Genomic DNA, 15,657 nt, shown 5'->3' on the forward strand with positions numbered 1-15,657 from the left:
ATCGACGACAGATACACCAAAATTGTGACAAAACACCCCGTATGTATCTCTATCCTATCAAATTGCGGGTTTACAGGCTATGGAAGAAGACGAGCCAAGAGGGAATCCGTTCAAACGGCCCTCTACTGTCGGATGGTGACGCGGGTGCCGATGGTCACTCGCGATTGCAAATCCATCACATCCCGGTTATACATCCTGATACAGCCGTGCGAGACGCGCTTGCCGATGCTCGCCGGATTGTTCGTACCGTGAATTCCGTAGTGGGGGCGTGACAGACCGAGCCAATACGCTCCAAAGGGACCCCCAGGGTCCTTTTCGCGATTGACAATGGTGTATTCGCCAACAGGCGTCTTGGTGAGGATCCTGCCGATGCCAATTGGGTAGCTTTTAACGACAGTGTTGCCGTTTAAGAGATGCAATTTTCTCTGCGATAAATCCACGATGATCCGATAGTTCGCCACTCTGCTGCCCCCCAAAACTGCATGCGCGTACCCATGTATACGCGGCGGGGTGGCAGTTGGATACAGCGGAGTGACTTATTTTTCAATGACCACGGACGTTCCAATCTGCACCAGCTGATAAAGTTTCTCAGCCGTCTCGATCGGCAGTTCGACGCATCCATTGCTTTGGGGATATCCATACGACGCGCGTGGATATCCGTGAATGGCCGTGTTGCCGACCAAATCCATCACCCACGGCACGTTGGGGATGTGATAGGTTTCCCCATCGGGATCGACCCCGCTCATCGTCGCAGACGGCACCATCGAATGAATGTAGTACTGCCCAGGCTGCGTCGCAGCACCAGTGACACCGGTATTGCACAAAGAGGTCAAAATCGGTTTCCCATTGCGGTATAGCGTCAACCTCTCCGGCAGCGTCTCGGTCACGACAATGCGCTCATCACTTGCGACGATAAACGGCCGCTCAATCGTCGCGTTCGCTAGGTACTGGCCACGCGTACTCATGGGGCCGGCAATGCCGCCGTCGATCGTCATATGGACAGTCTCAGCTTGCGACAACGCCTTGGCGGGGATGAACTGTGCGGTCGTATCGCTCGTCCAATCGAGTTGTCCGGCCACTGGCGGCGAAAAGTGAAGGTCTTGCAACAACTGCGCCTGATTGGCTATCGGGGCACTGAACGTAAACGTAAACGGGCCGTCTGCGGGGACATTGAACTGCCAGATCCCCGGATTCGTCGTCACGGTCAGGGGCGGCGCCGTCTCGCCGTCCACGGCGGCCGTCTTGGTCCAAGGATTCGTCCCAGGACCCTGCGCGCGTCGCAACACGATGTGATAGGCTGTACCTTGTGGCAGCGATGCGGGAATCCAAACTTTGTTTGAAGGCTTTCGGACAAGCGTTTGGTGCGTCTTTCCATTCCACACCCAAGTTACGCTCGCCACAGGGTGGTTAAAGGAGATTTCCACACCTTTGGCGGCGTTGCTGGTCACGACGCCGTCGTATTCGAGCTGTGGGGTAGGTTGTCTCTTCGTCGGGGAACATCCCGTGAGTGCAAAACAGCAGGCGAGAACGAGGGTAAACCATCGCAGACAACACTTCGTGTACACTGGCATCAAGTATCACTATCCTTAAGGACAAACGAGAACTTCTTCTACCGTATTCGACGAAGTGCCGCACGTCAATGTTACAAATCGATTTCAGAAAGGTCGGTGAGCTGATGACACCTGAACACAGATTGCAAAGTGTTCGACCTGGCCAACGGTTTTTGCACTACAAAGGAGGCCTGTACACGTTCCACTCCATCGGTCGACATAGCGAAACCGAGGAATGGTTCGTCATCTATTCGACCAGCGCCGGCGACATGTGGATTCGCCCCTACGACATGTTTTTCGAAACGGTCGAAGTCGATGGCAAGCGCATTCCTAGGTTTCAGGCCATTGAGGAATAGAAACGTGCACCCTCTGCGAGTCGTGTAACGCCTTGTACGTGAGACCCACATCCCGGGGCGGCACCCCCTTTCTCGGTGAGCAGGTTACAGAGTTGGATGGACGTGCAAGTCAGTCTATGGAGGACGTCTGTCCGTCTCGATGTAGCATGTCGTACAGGATCAACCACATCGCGTGTGACCAGCCAAGCGGTGTATTCTCGTTCGGCGTTTTACTCACAGGCCGATAGAGTTCGGGAATCTCGTGCGCCTTTGTGGTCACCTCCTGTGAGCGCTTCAGATACAGCGCCGCCTTGTCGTGGCGCCCAAGGAGCGCGTGACAAATGCCCAGCCAGGATAAGCCCATACACCACTCGGCCTCTCGTCCATCCTCACTGTAATACTTGTCTCCCGGATAGCGAATGACGCCGTGCGTTCGCAAGAGCGCCGCCTCGACTCGTTCGACAATCACTTCCGACAGTCCAGCCGGCAGTAGGCGATACGGATAAATCAGACTGAGCAGCGCCAGATCTACATCCTTGGAATCGCTTTCGCGAGGGATTGTGCAATAGAGCGAGCACAGGCCCTGCTTCATGGCTTCCCATGGCACGTCGACGAACGGGCGAACGGCCAACAGTCCTGCGATACACGCACCGATGCTGCTCACATGAACCTCCCGATTCTCTTCCCAAATGCCGTTGTCGGCGTCGTGCCAGTATTCGAGCGTCGTCAGATAGCGGACGAGCAGCGAGATGACCCGCCTGTCTTCCTTGTCACGCAACATGTTCTTCTTGCGTCGTAAGCCTTCGCCCACGCCGAAGAGAAACGCTCCGATGGCGTCGTTTTGCGCGTTCCCCCACGGTTGAGAGACTTCCTCCAGCGAGTTTGCGCTATAACGCGGATGGATGTACTCGAACGCCTCTCGCGGGCGATGCTGTGCGTGGTATTCCAACTTCCACATGTACTTGCGGAAGATGTCGAGCAAGCTGTGATAGGTGCTTTCGAATCTCCCGTTGTCCCGTTCCAGTTCGGACAACGCGATATAACAGCTGTCTCGAACCCAAACATAGTGGTACGTGTTTGAAGGGCTTGCTACGTAAAGGCCATTTGCCTGCCGCAATGTATCTAGAACTTGCTGCACTTGGTCCCGCATGTAAAAACACCCTCCTCTCCCTACACAGTCTAGAGAGGGAGCCCGGAGGGTGTGATTAAGTTGGGCCTTTATCCGTTATCGTGCACTCGCCACTTCCACGGGGAGGTTTACCTTGACGCGGCCGTTGAGCATATCGATTTGCGTTTGGTAGTACTGCTGGAGCGTCCCCACGTCGGACCAATACCCGGACGCGACATACCCCTGCATCGGCACCCCAAGCTCGAGGAGCAGCGGAAACAACTCGCGCCCGAAATCGTACGGTCTGTCCGTTGGGATCCACTGGAATATCGTCGGTTCAAGAATATATATTCCAGTATTCACCAGGTATGTTCTATCGCGTTCGAACGCCTGAGGCTTCTCCACAAACCCTGTGATTCTGCCATTTACATCGATCTCGACGACGCCGTAGCCCAGCGGGCATTCCACCCGCGTTAATAGGAGTGTGGCTACCGCCCCACCGCGACGATGAGCGCGCATCGCCTCAGACAGGTCAAAATCGGTTAAACCGTCGCCACTCATCACGATAAATGTGTCATCGAGATGAGCGTGTAATGCTCGAACTCCTCCAGCGGTGCCCAAGGGGACGAGTTCATCCTGGTAGCGAATGTGGACATCCCACGCACTGCCGTCAGCGAAGTAGTTTCGAATGGCATCCGCCATATAGCAGACTGTCATGGTAATGTCGTGAAAGTCGTGCCTCCCCAGTAGCTCCACGATGTACTCCAGCGTGGGACGATCTAGTAGTTGCAACATGGGTTTGGGCAGTAGCCTTGTCAAAGGTTGCAACCGGGTTCCCTTTCCCCCCGCCATGATGACAGCTTTCATGTCCATGTCCCCTTCTTCTTGTCATGAAATATCGTGATATGTGGCAAGTATATAAACTTAAAATTAGGACTATGACATGCGTATTCGCTTTCATAAAAACAAATCTTAATTGTTTCGGAAACTGCGCAAAAACGCTCCTCTATGAGCAATAAAATGACCAAGCAAAAAATGCACGGGCAGAAAACCCGTGCATAACTATACATTTGTTTGCTCGATCACAGATCTACATCTTACGACATCCTCACGCGGTCGGCGCCTCTGGAGCCGACGCCTTTGGAACGACGCAGCCGTACACGTAGACCGTGTGCGCCGCAATCTGCCGCCAATCAAAGTGGATGAGATCCTGCTGTGCCACCGTGGATAGACTGCGAGAGAGATGGGGATCAGAGAGCAGGCGCTTAATTTGACACGATAGGGATGCCGGGTCAGAAACATAGGCTTTCAGTCCGTTGTGTTCATGGCAGACGATATCGGAAAGCCCGCCGACGTCGGACGCGACGACAGGCACGCCGGACGCCATCGCCTCCAAAGCCACAATTCCAAACGGCTCGTAGAGACTCGGGAAGACGGCCACGCGGGCGCGGTGTAACAAGTCGTTTCTCGTGTCGTCGTCGACAAAGCCCCAAAACTCCACGCAGTGACCCAGGCCCAATTGCCGAGACTGGTCCCTCAAAGCTTGTTGCATCGGCCCTTGCCCGACAATGACAAAGCGAGCAGACGGCACGTCTCGCAAGATGTCTGGAGCAGCATCCAGCAGTACGTGAACGCCTTTCTCCCTGACCAATCGCCCAATAAAGAGAACGATCGGTCGGTCCTCAAACGCGTGGTCAGGAGTTCGGTGACCAATCGTTGTCTCCAATAGCCGTCTATCCACGCCGTTCGGAATGACGTGGACCTTCTCGCCTGGAAGCGCGAACACATCCATCAATTCGTGCAACATGTAGGTGCTGCATACAATCACTTCGGACGCCTCGTAGGTGAGCCTCCACTCGATATGGTGGATATGTCGCTGGACGTCTGTCGAAATGCCGTGATTTCGGCCGTGTTCCGTCGCGTGAATCGTCGCGATCAAGGGAATGCCATAGTGTTGCTTCAATAGACACGCAACTTCGCCTACGAGCCAATCGTGGGCGTGGATGACGTCGAATTCGTAGCCCTCGTCTTCAATCATCTGGCGGCATCGCGAAAGCATCGCCAAATTGAGTTGCAACACGAAATGGATAAACTCTCCCCCATCCGGCTGCGCTGCACGCACGCGATGAACATGGACGCCCTCGACGATTTCATCCATTGGGTAACCATCCACGGCTGTCGTCACGACGTGGACCTCGCACCCCTGTTCGATCAAATGGCGGCTGAGATCATAGACGTGCCGCGCCAGACCTCCAACCGTCATCGGTCGAAACTCCCACGAGAGAAGCAAGACGCGAACGACGTGCCTGTCAGGTAAGGCAACAGGAGGGTTTTGATTGGCCCGAAACCATCGATAGTCTACGTTCGGGAAAATCGGATTCAGCGATTCCGCCTCGGTCACGTAGGAGACGTCGACGTCGTTCCTATCGAGCATCGAACAAAGGTGGCGAAAGCGATTCACGTGCTGTTTGGTGCGTTCAATGGCGTAGTTGACCGTCGTCTTGCTGTCCATGATGAACGCGAAATCGCTGCTCTGCGCCAGCATCAACTCGCGCGCAGCCTGATTCAACGTCCGGCGCACGAGCGACGTGGGGTGTACATGAGTGTCTGCCAGCCGCGTCATCTGCACTTCGCAGTCGTGCAGGGCCGGATAAATCCAATCGTTATCCCCTTGCAGCCAGACGTCACCGTACCCATCCCTTCCCCATGTGGCGAAGTCGAGTGTCGCCAATTGAAAATCGTCGTACATGTCCAGGTACTCGGATGGCGTGATAGATTTGAGCTCCGTCTGATCGTAATGCATCTTTCGGAATAACATGTCGAGAAAGATAGGTCCCTCGTACCACCAATGGCCAAAGAGCTCCGCGTCGTACGGTGCGGTCACAACGGGCAGGCGGCCCATTCGACTCTTCGCATAGGCAACTTGCTGCGTTCTGTTAAACAGGAAGTTCCCTGCGTGAGTGGCCGCCTTTTCACGGGCGAGGCGGAAGTCGTAAAGCGCCTTCTCTCCTGTCTTGCCGGTAATTCGATAGTACTTGATGCCGGTGTTGAGGCGGATGCCCTCCTTGTGGGCGAAGGGCTGCAGGTCCTGTTCGGGGAGATCGAATCCGATATCTCGATAGTATTCCCGGTAATCGTAATCGCCCGGATACCCGTCCATCGAACTCCAAACCTGTCGAGACGACTCTTCGTCTCGCGCGAACGCAGCCAATCCAGTCGGCGTCATCACCGGCGCAAACGTACCGAATAGCGGCGCCGGGGCCGCACTCGTCACACCATGTGTATCCGTAAAGAAGTAACGAATGCCGTGTCGCTGCAGGCTGTCCTCCACCCGCGCGTCATACGCGCACTCAGGGAGCCACAGACCTTTCGGGCGGACGCCGATGTGGGTATAAAAGACGTCGACGGCGGTCGCGATTTGCGCTTCGATGGCCGCCTGAGTACGGACGTACGGGAGAAACGCGTGTGTGGCGGCGCTCGTGATCAATTCCAGCTTGCCAGCCTGATGAAGTTTCGCGAACGCCGGCAAGATGTTTCCCGAGTAGGTCTCAAAGAACTGAACCACCTGCTCGAAACGCCGCTGATATTCCTTGGCCAGACCGTGGCGGGCGGGGTCGTCTGCCGTACGCGTCTGTTCGGACTCGCACAGCGCAATCAGTTTCGCCATGTGCCTGCGATATCGGTTTTGGAGTAATTCGTCCGCGAGCATCGAAATCAGTGGCGGCGACAACGAAAGAGTCACCCGAAAGTCGACGTCGTCGTCGAGGAGGCCGTGGAAGACTTGCAACAGAGGAATGTAAGTTTCTGTGAGCGCCTCGAACAGCCAGCGCTCCTCTATCCTATCCTCCCTCTCCGGATGGCGAACGTATGGCAAATGTGCGTGGAGAACTAAGTTGAGATACCCCAATGTCATTCGTTTATCCCCTCCGGCGAGTGTACGTGATAGCCGTCAAAAACGGCTGCATAAGGATACCTCTCCTCGATTGCAGGAACCGCTTCGGGCCATGTGCGGGGATGAGACGACACAAACTGAACCTGTGGTTCCAAAGATCCCACTTTGCTCGGTGGAAGTTTGACTACATTTGAAGACAGGATGCAAAATAGCTGGTCGTGAAAGGTTGTCGTGGAGAGATGGACCACGTAATTGTGCTGCGGCATTAACTGATGGAGGTACCAGTTATCTGCATCGTGGGATACGCGATGCTTTGCCACAAGTGGTGCATTGTACCCGTCAAACCAACAATTCGTGACGTCGTAGACGCACAGGAAGAGAGGCAACGTCCCCCACTCACTCTGAAAGTGATTGGTCAATAGGCGCTTGCTTAGTTCGTCCACTTCCCAGTACACGAACAACGTAGATGGGTCCTTCACCATCGCCACGATGCGACTGCGCCCGGTGCGGCGGGACCAGCTGTCGTCGTAAAGGTCAATCTTACCCAAGCCATCCACTCCATTTTTTGTATTGCGCTGTGACGCATAAGGTTGTATACCCTGGCTTTAGCCCAGCGCTCTGTAGCTTGGTTAATAAATATGTAGCGAAACTGGGAAGGATGCTTGGCACCTGTGACTGTTTTGCGATATGCAATGAAGAGTTCGTTGAGCCATTCCACTGCAAAAAGGGCCCCCGCGCAAGCGAGAGCCCTTCTGATGGCCGATGGCCGATCTTACATCATACCGCCCATTCCGCCCATGTCAGGCATCGGAGCTGCTTTTTCCTTTTCCGGTTTGTCAGCAACTGCTGCTTCCGTCGTGAGGAAGGAGGCTGCAACGCTGGCTGCGTTTTGCACAGCAGAACGCGTAACCTTAGCTGGGTCAACGATACCAGCTTTCAACATGTCAACCCATTCACCCGTCGCTGCGTTGTAGCCGAGGCCAACTTGCTCGTTCTTCAAGCGCTCAACGATGATGGAGCCTTCGATACCAGCGTTCTCAGCGATTTGACGGACAGGTGCTTCGAGCGCCTTGCGAACAAGGTTGACGCCCGTGAGCTCGTCGCCTTCAGCAGAAACGCCTTCGAGGGACTTGATGACGTTGACCAGTGCCGTACCGCCGCCAGGGACGATACCCTCTTCAACTGCTGCACGCGTGGAGTTGAGTGCGTCTTCGATGCGAAGTTTGCGCTCCTTCAACTCTGTCTCGGTTGCAGCACCAACCTTGATGACTGCGACGCCGCCGGACAGTTTTGCCAAGCGCTCTTGCAGCTTCTCGCGGTCGAAATCCGAGGTGGTCTCTTCAATTTGGTTCTTGATTTGGCTGATGCGAGCAGCGATTTCAGCGCGGTCGCCGCTGCCGTCAACCACGATGGTGTTTTCCTTGCTGACGCGAACTTGACGAGCGCGACCGAGTTGCTCGATGCTCGTATTCTTCAGTTCAAGGCCGAGCTCTTCACTGATGACTTGGCCGCCGGTCAGTGCAGCGATATCTTGCAACATCGCCTTGCGACGGTCGCCAAAGCCAGGTGCCTTCACAGCCACCGCGTTGAACGTGCCGCGAATCTTGTTGACAACCAACGTTGCCAAAGCTTCGCCCTCTACGTCCTCAGCGATCAACAGCAGTGGACGGCCAGATTGAACGACGCGTTCGAGAACCGGGAGGATCTCTTGGATGTTGCCAACCTTTTTGTCGGTGATGAGGATATATGGCTCATCGAGCACAGCTTCCATCTTGTCGGTGTCCGTAACCATGTACGGAGAGATGTAGCCGCGGTCGAATTGCATACCTTCAACGACTTCCAGCTCCGTGGTGAACCCTTTGGATTCTTCAACGGTGATGACGCCGTCGTTGCCGACTTTCTCCATCGCTTCAGCGATGAGTACGCCAATTTCCTCGGCGCCAGCGGAGATTGCAGCAACCTGTGCGATGTTCTCGCGGCCTTCAACCGGCTTCGAGATGTTTGCAATTTCCGTGACCACAGTTGCAACGGCCTTGTCGATGCCGCGGCGGAGAACCATTGGGTTCGCACCTGCAGCGACGTTCTTCAAGCCTTCGCGAATCATCGCTTGAGCGAGGACCGTAGCCGTCGTCGTACCGTCACCAGCGACGTCGTTCGTTTTGGTTGCAACCTCTTTAACCAGTTGCGCGCCCATGTTCTCGTACGCGTCTTCCAGTTCGATTTCCTTTGCGATGGTCACGCCGTCATTCGTGATGAGCGGGGAACCAAACTTTTTTTCCAAAACGACGTTGCGGCCCTTAGGACCAAGGGTAACCTTCACGGCGTCAGCCAGTGCATCGACACCACGCAGCATTGCGCGGCGGGCTTCTTCACCAAAGCGGATTTCCTTTGCCATGTTTCCAACCTCCCTGACCGTATGTAGTCGATTTACTTCTCAACGATTGCCAAGATGTCGTTTTCACGTAAGATCAAAACTTCTTCGTTGTCCACTTTGATTTCCGTGCCAGCATACTTAGAGAAAATCACGCGGTCTCCGACTTTCACATCGAGTTCGAAGCGCTTACCGTCTTCTACTTTACCAGGGCCAACTGCAAGAATTTCGCCTTCTTGCGGCTTTTCCTTTGCATTATCCGGAAGGAAAATGCCACTAGCGGTTTTTTCTTCACGTTCTACTGGACGTACCACAACGCGATCAGCGAGCGGCTTCAGCATGTGAACAACCTCCCTTAAATAGTTCATCACTCTTTGTTAGCACTCTCGGTCGGTGAGTGCTAACACCAAGAACTATAATAATCACTTCGCGAAAAGAGTGCAACACGTTTTCACAAACTTTTATTGCAAGAAAACGTTAGCGGACTCGTTTCGTCAGATGTGTATATAACTCTTCAATTGCCGACAAGTGGAACTGCGGTATTTCGACAACGTCCACGTCCACGTCCTCGCGCGTCCAGCAGACGGCAACCACATCTGTGACCCCCGCATCCACAAGGTGCCGCAACTCATCTCGTTCGGCCACCACCGCAATTTTAGGCAGGCGGCTGCGCTTCGCTCCCTCGACAATCAAAAAGTCCACGTGTGCACCCTCAGCCTCTATCGTCTGCAGCATCGTCCGAAGCCATTCGTCCACACCCGAAGGCGCGGTCGCCCAGTCGTGCAGCAACCAGCCGCGACGACTGGCCACCATCGTCCACCGGGCACCCGCCTGCGCCACGCGGGCGGTGTCAGATCCACTTTTCTCCCAATCGGGCACCGCGATGGAGTCGGCATGTCCATCGTGTTTGAGGACGCCCACGGCGAGCCCGCTGGCGCACATACACCGAACCAACGCCTCTACGACCTGCGTCTTCCCCGCGTCCTGGTAGCCGACTACGGAGATGACATCGGGACTAGTCATTGAGCCACCCACCGATAGCGAGCATGGCGATGTCCCGCTTGCGCACGCGCGCGCCCGCTAGAATCCTCGGCAGCAATACGTCAAACGACGTCCTGGCATCGTGGATGACAGCGCCAGGCAAACCGAATATCGCCGTCCTCTCCCGGTAGGCCAACATGAGCATCGAACCTGGGATCACCGGCGTGCCGTGGGACACGACTTCGGTGGCGGCGCTGCGGATGGCAGCTGGTGAGCGGTCGTCCGGATCTACCGACATCCCGCCCGTCACACAGACGAGCGTAGCCCCCTCGTCACACGCCGTAGCGATGGCCGAAGTGATGTCTTCCTGCTCGTCCCCCACAAACTGCTGAGCCTTCACCTCTATGCCGAACTCAGCAAACTTCTCCCGCAACACGGGCCCCGACTTGTCCTGTACCCGGCCACTCTGAATTTCACTGCCCGTCGTCACGATATGGACCTGTTGGTCACGGTATGGCAACACGTCGATGATGCTGCGTCCGCCCCAAGTCTCTTCGGCAATCAACTCAACCGCTCGAATTTTGTCTTCTCCGATGACGAGTGGAATGGGGCGCACGCTTGCAACCGACTGGCCCTCGCGCACGTGCATGTAAGGCCGGCGGGTCGAGATGGAAATGTGCTCAATGCTGTTCATCGTCACGACGCGGCGTGCATCTATCCACAACATGCCGTCATGCTTGGCGCGGAGAACCACCTTTCCCTCCTCCACATCGGAGTGAACGAGACCCGGCCCGGCGAGCGCTTTGGCCATCTGCTGTGCCGCGTCGTCCTCGTGTAGTTCACCCGCTTCCAGCTCGAGCACATATATGTGGCGTTTCCCCATGTCCAACAACATCGGGATATCCTCTTCCCGAACGACGTGCCCTCGCCGAAATTGGCGGCCTTTAAACACACCTGGAACGATTCGCGTCATATCGTGTGCCAACTGCAATCCGACAGCGTCTTCTACCCGAACTTCACGACGTTTCAAACGAATCCCTCCAAGCCAACCAGGCATCGTAATCTTCTGGGGTGTGCACGGGGCGCACGCGCCACTCCGGCGTCTCTTCGCCCATCCGGACACGGACGACGCAAAGCTTGTCCATCGCGCTCATCAAACGCGTCTGCCCGTTTTCCGCCGCTTCGACGAACGCCTGTCCCGCCGTGCGACGGTAACATGCCAATAGGGGTTGAAGGCGGCCGTTCCGCTCAATCGCGGCGCAATCTGCGTCGGAATCCGCCAAGGCGTCCAGACACCGCACCAGCACGTCGACCGTGACACCCGGCAAGTCGCCCGCCACCACCACCACCCTGTCAGGTCCGAACGACTGAAGCAGCGGAAATACCCCCGCGAGCGCGACCAGCGGTCCCGATTGTGGAGCGTCATCTCGTTGCCACTGAACTTTCCGGAGGACTTCAGGAGCGAGCACCGATGCGACGGCATCCTTGACGAGTTCATCGGCGTACGCAATCACGACGCGGTGGCTCACCCTGGCCGCAGTGGCGATGACGTGAGCCAAAATAGGTGGGGAAGACGGCGACCGAGGCAATAACAACTTATTTCCCAATGGCTCCATCCGTCGACTTCGCCCCCCGGCTACGACGACGGCGACGCTCATTTCCAACAGTCGACCACACCCTGTTCCGTGATGAGGTATTTCAGACGTTGATCGTGATGTGATATGGGTAATGCATCGCGCAGTTGGACGCGAAACGCGATGCCTACCGTACATAGCTCCGGCCTGGTTCGTGACAAATACCGATCATAGAAGCCACCGCCATAGCCAAGCCGCCAACCGGCGAGTGTAAACCCCAGCCCTGGCACCAATAGGATATCTAAGTCCGCTGGCTCCAGGACAGAAGCGTGCGCACTGGGCTCGAGAATCCCGAACTGACCAGGCGTAAGGTCCACCGGTGAATCGACCACGAACATGTCCATCTGTCCAGAAGCGTTCAGAACCTTCGGATAAGCGACGATCCAGCCTCGCTCGCGCAGGCTGGAAACACAATCGAGTACATCTACTTCGGCGCGGACGGCCGCGTACAGGCCAATCGTGTGCCGCTTGGCGCCTGGAGTTACGGTGTGAACATACGCGTCACAAAAGTCGAGGATGGCCGAACAGATAGCCGCCTGTGCAATACGTCTCTCATTTTCTGTTAAACTCATCCTATCGCGTTTTAAGACCTGTCGCAAATGATCTTTTTCGACTTCGAAAGACAACGAATTCCCTGCTTCCACTGACAAAAGAGGGCAGGTCTTTGTCACCTGGCCAGCTCTTCCGCGTCAATTTGATAGACGTTGAGTTTCAAAAAGGCCCACGGCGCGCCAACGGTTACCCACCAGCCGAGCAGCAGGTCGCGGAGCAGACGCCACGGCAAATCCGCCGAAGCTCCTTGCAATAACCATTGTATCGCAACCATTCCGCCTAAGCCGAGGACGCCCGCACAAATTCGTTTCCACCAGACACCGTCTATCCGACTGTGAACGAATCGGCGCTCGAGAACCGCACCGGTGCCTACGGCGAAGAGATACGTCGCGTATTCAGCGCCAATCGGATCACGGTTAAAATAGAACAGGACAGCCGGGAACAACACGGCGAACAAAATGGCGAAATGCCACGGAATCCCGCGGTAGCTCCACCAACGGCCAATCTGCCAGCCGGCATAGCCGATCACGAGTCCGAGCATCCAGCCGACGCAGACGTCCATCGGCCAATGTAAGCCGAGATAAATTCGCGAGATACCGATACCGAGAACCACTAGCAACAGCGCGTAGCGCAGGAAACGATTGGACAGCGTGCGATTGAGTGCGACGTATAAGGTCATCGTTCCCTGTGCGTGGCCGCTTGGCATCGACAATCCTGTCGCTGAACTGATATAACCGGATCGGACACCCGGAACGCCGAGCGGACGCGCGATTTGGATGACGGACTTGAGCCAGGCGTTGAAGAACATACTGGTCAAAAACAAATAGGTCAGCCGCAAGCCGAATTGCCGGCTGAACACAAGCATGATCATCGGTAAGATGATGAGATAGAATGACTCCGTCCCTAGGTAGGACATCACCGTTGCGACTTTGTCCAAAATCGGTGTATGAAACGATTGAAGCCATAGAATCGTGTGATACTGCCAACCAAAGCCAGCGGGCAGCGAAAACTTTGGGGTCGCCATCAGCGCTGTCCTCCTAACATAGGCCTGTCTAGAATCCCGGTCGCTAGAGTGTATGAGATGAAGGGGAATCCATATGATTGTTTTGCAAGTAAGTCATGTGAAAAAGAGTTATGACACCGTGGACGTCCTTCACGATGCGTCATTGATGGTTCGGCTTGGGGATAAGTTGGGGCTCGTGGGTCGCAACGGGGCGGGTAAATCGACACTCGTCCGCATCGTCACGGGGCAGGAACAGCCCGATTCGGGGCTTGTCACCTGGCGTGAAGGGACAACGGTCGGCTACGTGTCCCAATTTGTCGATCCGCCCGAGCGCTCGACGGTCTACAGCTTCGTCGCACAAGCGCGGGCCCACCTGGAGACCATGGAGCAGAATCTGCGCAAATACGAGCGACAAATGGCAGACCCAGACGTGTATCAGGACGAAGCGCGCTTTGAACAGTTGAGTACTGCCTACGATACGTTGTCCAGGCGCTTTCAGGACGAAGGCGGCTACGCGTGGCAGACCGACATCCGCCGCGTCCTGTCAGGGCTTCAGTTCCCTAGGGAAATGCACGAGATGCCCGTCTCTTCCCTGAGCGGCGGTCAGAAGACGCGCCTCTCACTGGCGCGGCTCCTAGCCGCCCAGCCGGACCTCCTCGTCCTCGACGAGCCGACAAACTATCTCGACACCGAGACGCTGACGTGGCTCGAGCAGTTTCTCAAGGGCTATTCAGGCAGCATCTTGGTGGTTTCGCACGATCGCTACTTTTTAGACGAGGTCACCACGCATACGGTCGAATTGGAACAGGGAGTCACCACGAGTTACACCGGCAATTACGAGGCGTATATGGAACAGAAAGTCGAAGCTCGCCTCCGGCAGGCGAAACAGTTTGCGCAGCAACAGGAGGAGATCGAGAAGATCGAGCTGTTCGTCGCCAAAAACCTGGCCCGCGCTTCAACGACAAAGCGGGCGCAGAGTCGGCGCAAGATGCTCGAGCGGATGGAACGAATCGACCAACCCGACGGCGATCAGGCGAAGGTACATCTCTCGTTCGCCGCAGACAGGCCGTCGGGACGGGACGTGTTACACGTATCCGACGTGTCCATCGGCTACGCCGCGAACTTGTTGGCGAGTCACGTGTCCTTCCGGCTGGAACGCGGCATGAGACTGGCCGTCCTCGGCCCCAACGGAGCTGGAAAGAGCACGTTGATGAAGACATTATTGCGTCAGGTCGAACCCCTTCGCGGTTCCATCGACTTCGGACAACACGTGCAAGTTGGTTACTACGACCAGGAACAGTCTGACCTCGATGCGACGAAGACGGTCCTCAGCCAAGTCTGGGACGAGCATCCACTGATGGATCGAACGACCGTGCGCAGCGCACTCGCACAGTTCCTCTTCCGTGGCAACGACGTCGATAAACCGGTGGCGGGGCTCAGCGGCGGTGAACGCAGTCGCCTCAACCTGTGCCGACTGATGTTACGGCGTGCGAACACCCTGTTCATGGACGAGCCGACCAACCATCTCGACATCCCCAGCAAAGAGGCACTCGAGGCGGCACTGGTGGATTACGACGGCACACTTTTGTTTATCTCGCACGACCGTTACTTTATTGACGCAATTGCGACACACGTGGGGATTTTGTCGAAGGATGGATTGACCTTATACATCGGCAACTACACCGATTATCGAGAGAAGTTGGCGGAGAATGAACGTATTCGAGAGATAGAAGCGGGTACCGGCGCCAAGTCAACCAAAGGAACGCCGCCAACCCTACCTGGAAAAGTCCAAAGCGGAGTCAAACCGGACCAGCAAGAGCAAAATGCAACGCGCCGACGCATACGCTCCTCTGACGTCCGCAAGGCACAAGAGGCTGTCGAGCGCTTCGAACAATTATCCACAGCGTGTGAAGTGGAGATGGAACAAGTGGCGACCGCGTTGTCTGAGGCAGCACAAAACCAGGATTTAACTCGCCTCTACGAGCTCGAGGCCCAGTTGAAAAGCCTGGCTGAGCGCCACGAGGATGCCCTCCTGCGGTGGGAGCAGGCGTCCCTTGACCTCGAGCAGTTAGAACGGGAATTGGCCGCACAGGACCTCTCCTGAGGCGAACGCGGTCGCGATGCGCATGGCCCATCCCGGAAGCGCATCGCCGTTGTGGACAACATATCCACACTATACACAGACTTATCCACAGTCTGCAGGGGCTACATTTCGAGGTTTTTCGACGTTT

At 56.0% G+C, this 15,657-nt stretch carries 15 protein-coding genes; 2 read left to right on the forward strand and 13 right to left on the reverse strand.

What is annotated here, in order from left to right:
- Positions 1-122: 122 nt before the first annotated feature.
- Together NZD89_RS26115 and NZD89_RS26120 are read right to left on the reverse strand one after the other, a co-directional pair.
- Positions 123-461: a L,D-transpeptidase gene (locus NZD89_RS26115; protein WP_268005556.1), complete on the reverse strand. Its 339-nt coding sequence runs from the start codon at positions 459-461 to the stop codon at positions 123-125.
- Between the two features lie 75 nt (positions 462-536).
- Complete coding sequence (locus NZD89_RS26120; protein WP_268008621.1) at positions 537-1,571, reverse strand: L,D-transpeptidase; 1,035 nt, start codon at positions 1,569-1,571, stop codon at positions 537-539.
- 68 nt (positions 1,572-1,639) lie between these two features.
- Between NZD89_RS26120 and NZD89_RS26125 the strand changes: the two genes are divergently transcribed.
- Complete coding sequence (locus NZD89_RS26125; RefSeq protein WP_268005557.1) at positions 1,640-1,906, forward strand: DUF1653 domain-containing protein; 267 nt, start codon at positions 1,640-1,642, stop codon at positions 1,904-1,906.
- A 109-nt stretch (positions 1,907-2,015) separates the two neighbouring features.
- On the opposite strand, the gene NZD89_RS26130 is transcribed toward NZD89_RS26125, so the two are convergent.
- The 11 genes from NZD89_RS26130 to NZD89_RS26180 all read right to left on the reverse strand — a co-directional run bounded on the left by NZD89_RS26130 (position 2,016) and on the right by NZD89_RS26180 (position 13,447).
- Positions 2,016-3,035, reverse strand: a complete 1,020-nt coding sequence (locus NZD89_RS26130) for a glycoside hydrolase family 15 protein (protein WP_268005558.1) — start codon at positions 3,033-3,035, stop codon at positions 2,016-2,018.
- 75 nt (positions 3,036-3,110) lie between these two features.
- Positions 3,111-3,860 (reverse strand): nucleotidyltransferase family protein, encoded by a 750-nt coding sequence (locus NZD89_RS26135; protein WP_268005559.1) that lies wholly within the window; start codon positions 3,858-3,860, stop codon positions 3,111-3,113.
- 241 nt (positions 3,861-4,101) lie between these two features.
- Complete coding sequence (locus tag NZD89_RS26140; protein ID WP_268005560.1) at positions 4,102-6,906, reverse strand: 1,4-alpha-glucan branching protein domain-containing protein; 2,805 nt, start codon at positions 6,904-6,906, stop codon at positions 4,102-4,104.
- Positions 6,903-7,433: a DUF4912 domain-containing protein gene (locus NZD89_RS26145; RefSeq protein ID WP_268005561.1), complete on the reverse strand. Its 531-nt coding sequence runs from the start codon at positions 7,431-7,433 to the stop codon at positions 6,903-6,905. The genes NZD89_RS26140 and NZD89_RS26145 overlap by 4 nt, the downstream gene beginning before the upstream one ends.
- A gap of 224 nt (positions 7,434-7,657) precedes the next feature.
- On the reverse strand, positions 7,658-9,280 hold the full coding sequence (groL, locus tag NZD89_RS26150) for a chaperonin GroEL (RefSeq protein WP_268005562.1): 1,623 nt from the start codon (positions 9,278-9,280) through the stop codon (positions 7,658-7,660).
- A 32-nt stretch (positions 9,281-9,312) separates the two neighbouring features.
- The gene (groES, locus tag NZD89_RS26155; protein WP_268005563.1) at positions 9,313-9,597 is read right to left on the reverse strand and encodes a co-chaperone GroES; all 285 of its coding nucleotides are present in this window, start codon (positions 9,595-9,597) and stop codon (positions 9,313-9,315) included.
- 136 nt (positions 9,598-9,733) lie between these two features.
- The gene (gene mobB / locus NZD89_RS26160; protein ID WP_268005564.1) at positions 9,734-10,279 is read right to left on the reverse strand and encodes a molybdopterin-guanine dinucleotide biosynthesis protein B; all 546 of its coding nucleotides are present in this window, start codon (positions 10,277-10,279) and stop codon (positions 9,734-9,736) included.
- A complete protein-coding gene (locus tag NZD89_RS26165) occupies positions 10,272-11,267 on the reverse strand; it encodes a molybdopterin-binding protein (protein WP_268005565.1) in 996 nt (331 codons plus the stop codon). The genes mobB and NZD89_RS26165 overlap by 8 nt, the downstream gene beginning before the upstream one ends.
- Positions 11,254-11,895, reverse strand: coding sequence for a molybdenum cofactor guanylyltransferase (mobA, locus tag NZD89_RS26170; RefSeq protein WP_268008622.1), 642 nt, complete (start codon positions 11,893-11,895; stop codon positions 11,254-11,256). The genes NZD89_RS26165 and mobA overlap by 14 nt, the downstream gene beginning before the upstream one ends.
- The gene (locus NZD89_RS26175; protein ID WP_268005566.1) at positions 11,892-12,497 is read right to left on the reverse strand and encodes a 5-formyltetrahydrofolate cyclo-ligase; all 606 of its coding nucleotides are present in this window, start codon (positions 12,495-12,497) and stop codon (positions 11,892-11,894) included. The genes mobA and NZD89_RS26175 overlap by 4 nt, the downstream gene beginning before the upstream one ends.
- A 41-nt stretch (positions 12,498-12,538) precedes the next feature.
- Positions 12,539-13,447 (reverse strand): phosphatase PAP2 family protein, encoded by a 909-nt coding sequence (locus NZD89_RS26180; protein WP_268005567.1) that lies wholly within the window; start codon positions 13,445-13,447, stop codon positions 12,539-12,541.
- A gap of 73 nt (positions 13,448-13,520) precedes the next feature.
- Between NZD89_RS26180 and NZD89_RS26185 the strand changes: the two genes are divergently transcribed.
- Positions 13,521-15,530: an ATP-binding cassette domain-containing protein gene (locus NZD89_RS26185; protein WP_268005568.1), complete on the forward strand. Its 2,010-nt coding sequence runs from the start codon at positions 13,521-13,523 to the stop codon at positions 15,528-15,530.
- Positions 15,531-15,657 lie beyond the last annotated feature (127 nt).

Origin of the sequence: Alicyclobacillus fastidiosus, from assembly GCF_026651875.1 — a bacterium.
Lineage (GTDB): Bacteria > Bacillota > Bacilli > Alicyclobacillales > Alicyclobacillaceae > Alicyclobacillus > Alicyclobacillus fastidiosus.

Excerpts from the sequence above, each read along its gene's own strand:
- NZD89_RS26120 (WP_268008621.1), bottom strand. The coding sequence starts at position 1,571 with ATGCCAGTGTACACGAAGTGTTGTCTGCGATGGTTTACCCTCGTTCTC.
- NZD89_RS26125 (WP_268005557.1), top strand. The coding sequence starts at position 1,640 with ATGTTACAAATCGATTTCAGAAAGGTCGGTGAGCTGATGACACCTGAA.
- NZD89_RS26130 (WP_268005558.1), bottom strand. The coding sequence starts at position 3,035 with ATGCGGGACCAAGTGCAGCAAGTTCTAGATACATTGCGGCAGGCAAAT.
- NZD89_RS26135 (WP_268005559.1), bottom strand. The coding sequence starts at position 3,860 with ATGAAAGCTGTCATCATGGCGGGGGGAAAGGGAACCCGGTTGCAACCT.
- NZD89_RS26140 (WP_268005560.1), bottom strand. The coding sequence starts at position 6,906 with ATGACATTGGGGTATCTCAACTTAGTTCTCCACGCACATTTGCCATAC.
- groL (WP_268005562.1), bottom strand. The coding sequence starts at position 9,280 with ATGGCAAAGGAAATCCGCTTTGGTGAAGAAGCCCGCCGCGCAATGCTG.
- groES (WP_268005563.1), bottom strand. The coding sequence starts at position 9,597 with ATGCTGAAGCCGCTCGCTGATCGCGTTGTGGTACGTCCAGTAGAACGT.
- mobB (WP_268005564.1), bottom strand. The coding sequence starts at position 10,279 with ATGACTAGTCCCGATGTCATCTCCGTAGTCGGCTACCAGGACGCGGGG.
- mobA (WP_268008622.1), bottom strand. The coding sequence starts at position 11,895 with ATGAGCGTCGCCGTCGTCGTAGCCGGGGGGCGAAGTCGACGGATGGAG.
- NZD89_RS26180 (WP_268005567.1), bottom strand. The coding sequence starts at position 13,447 with ATGGCGACCCCAAAGTTTTCGCTGCCCGCTGGCTTTGGTTGGCAGTAT.
- NZD89_RS26185 (WP_268005568.1), top strand. The coding sequence starts at position 13,521 with ATGATTGTTTTGCAAGTAAGTCATGTGAAAAAGAGTTATGACACCGTG.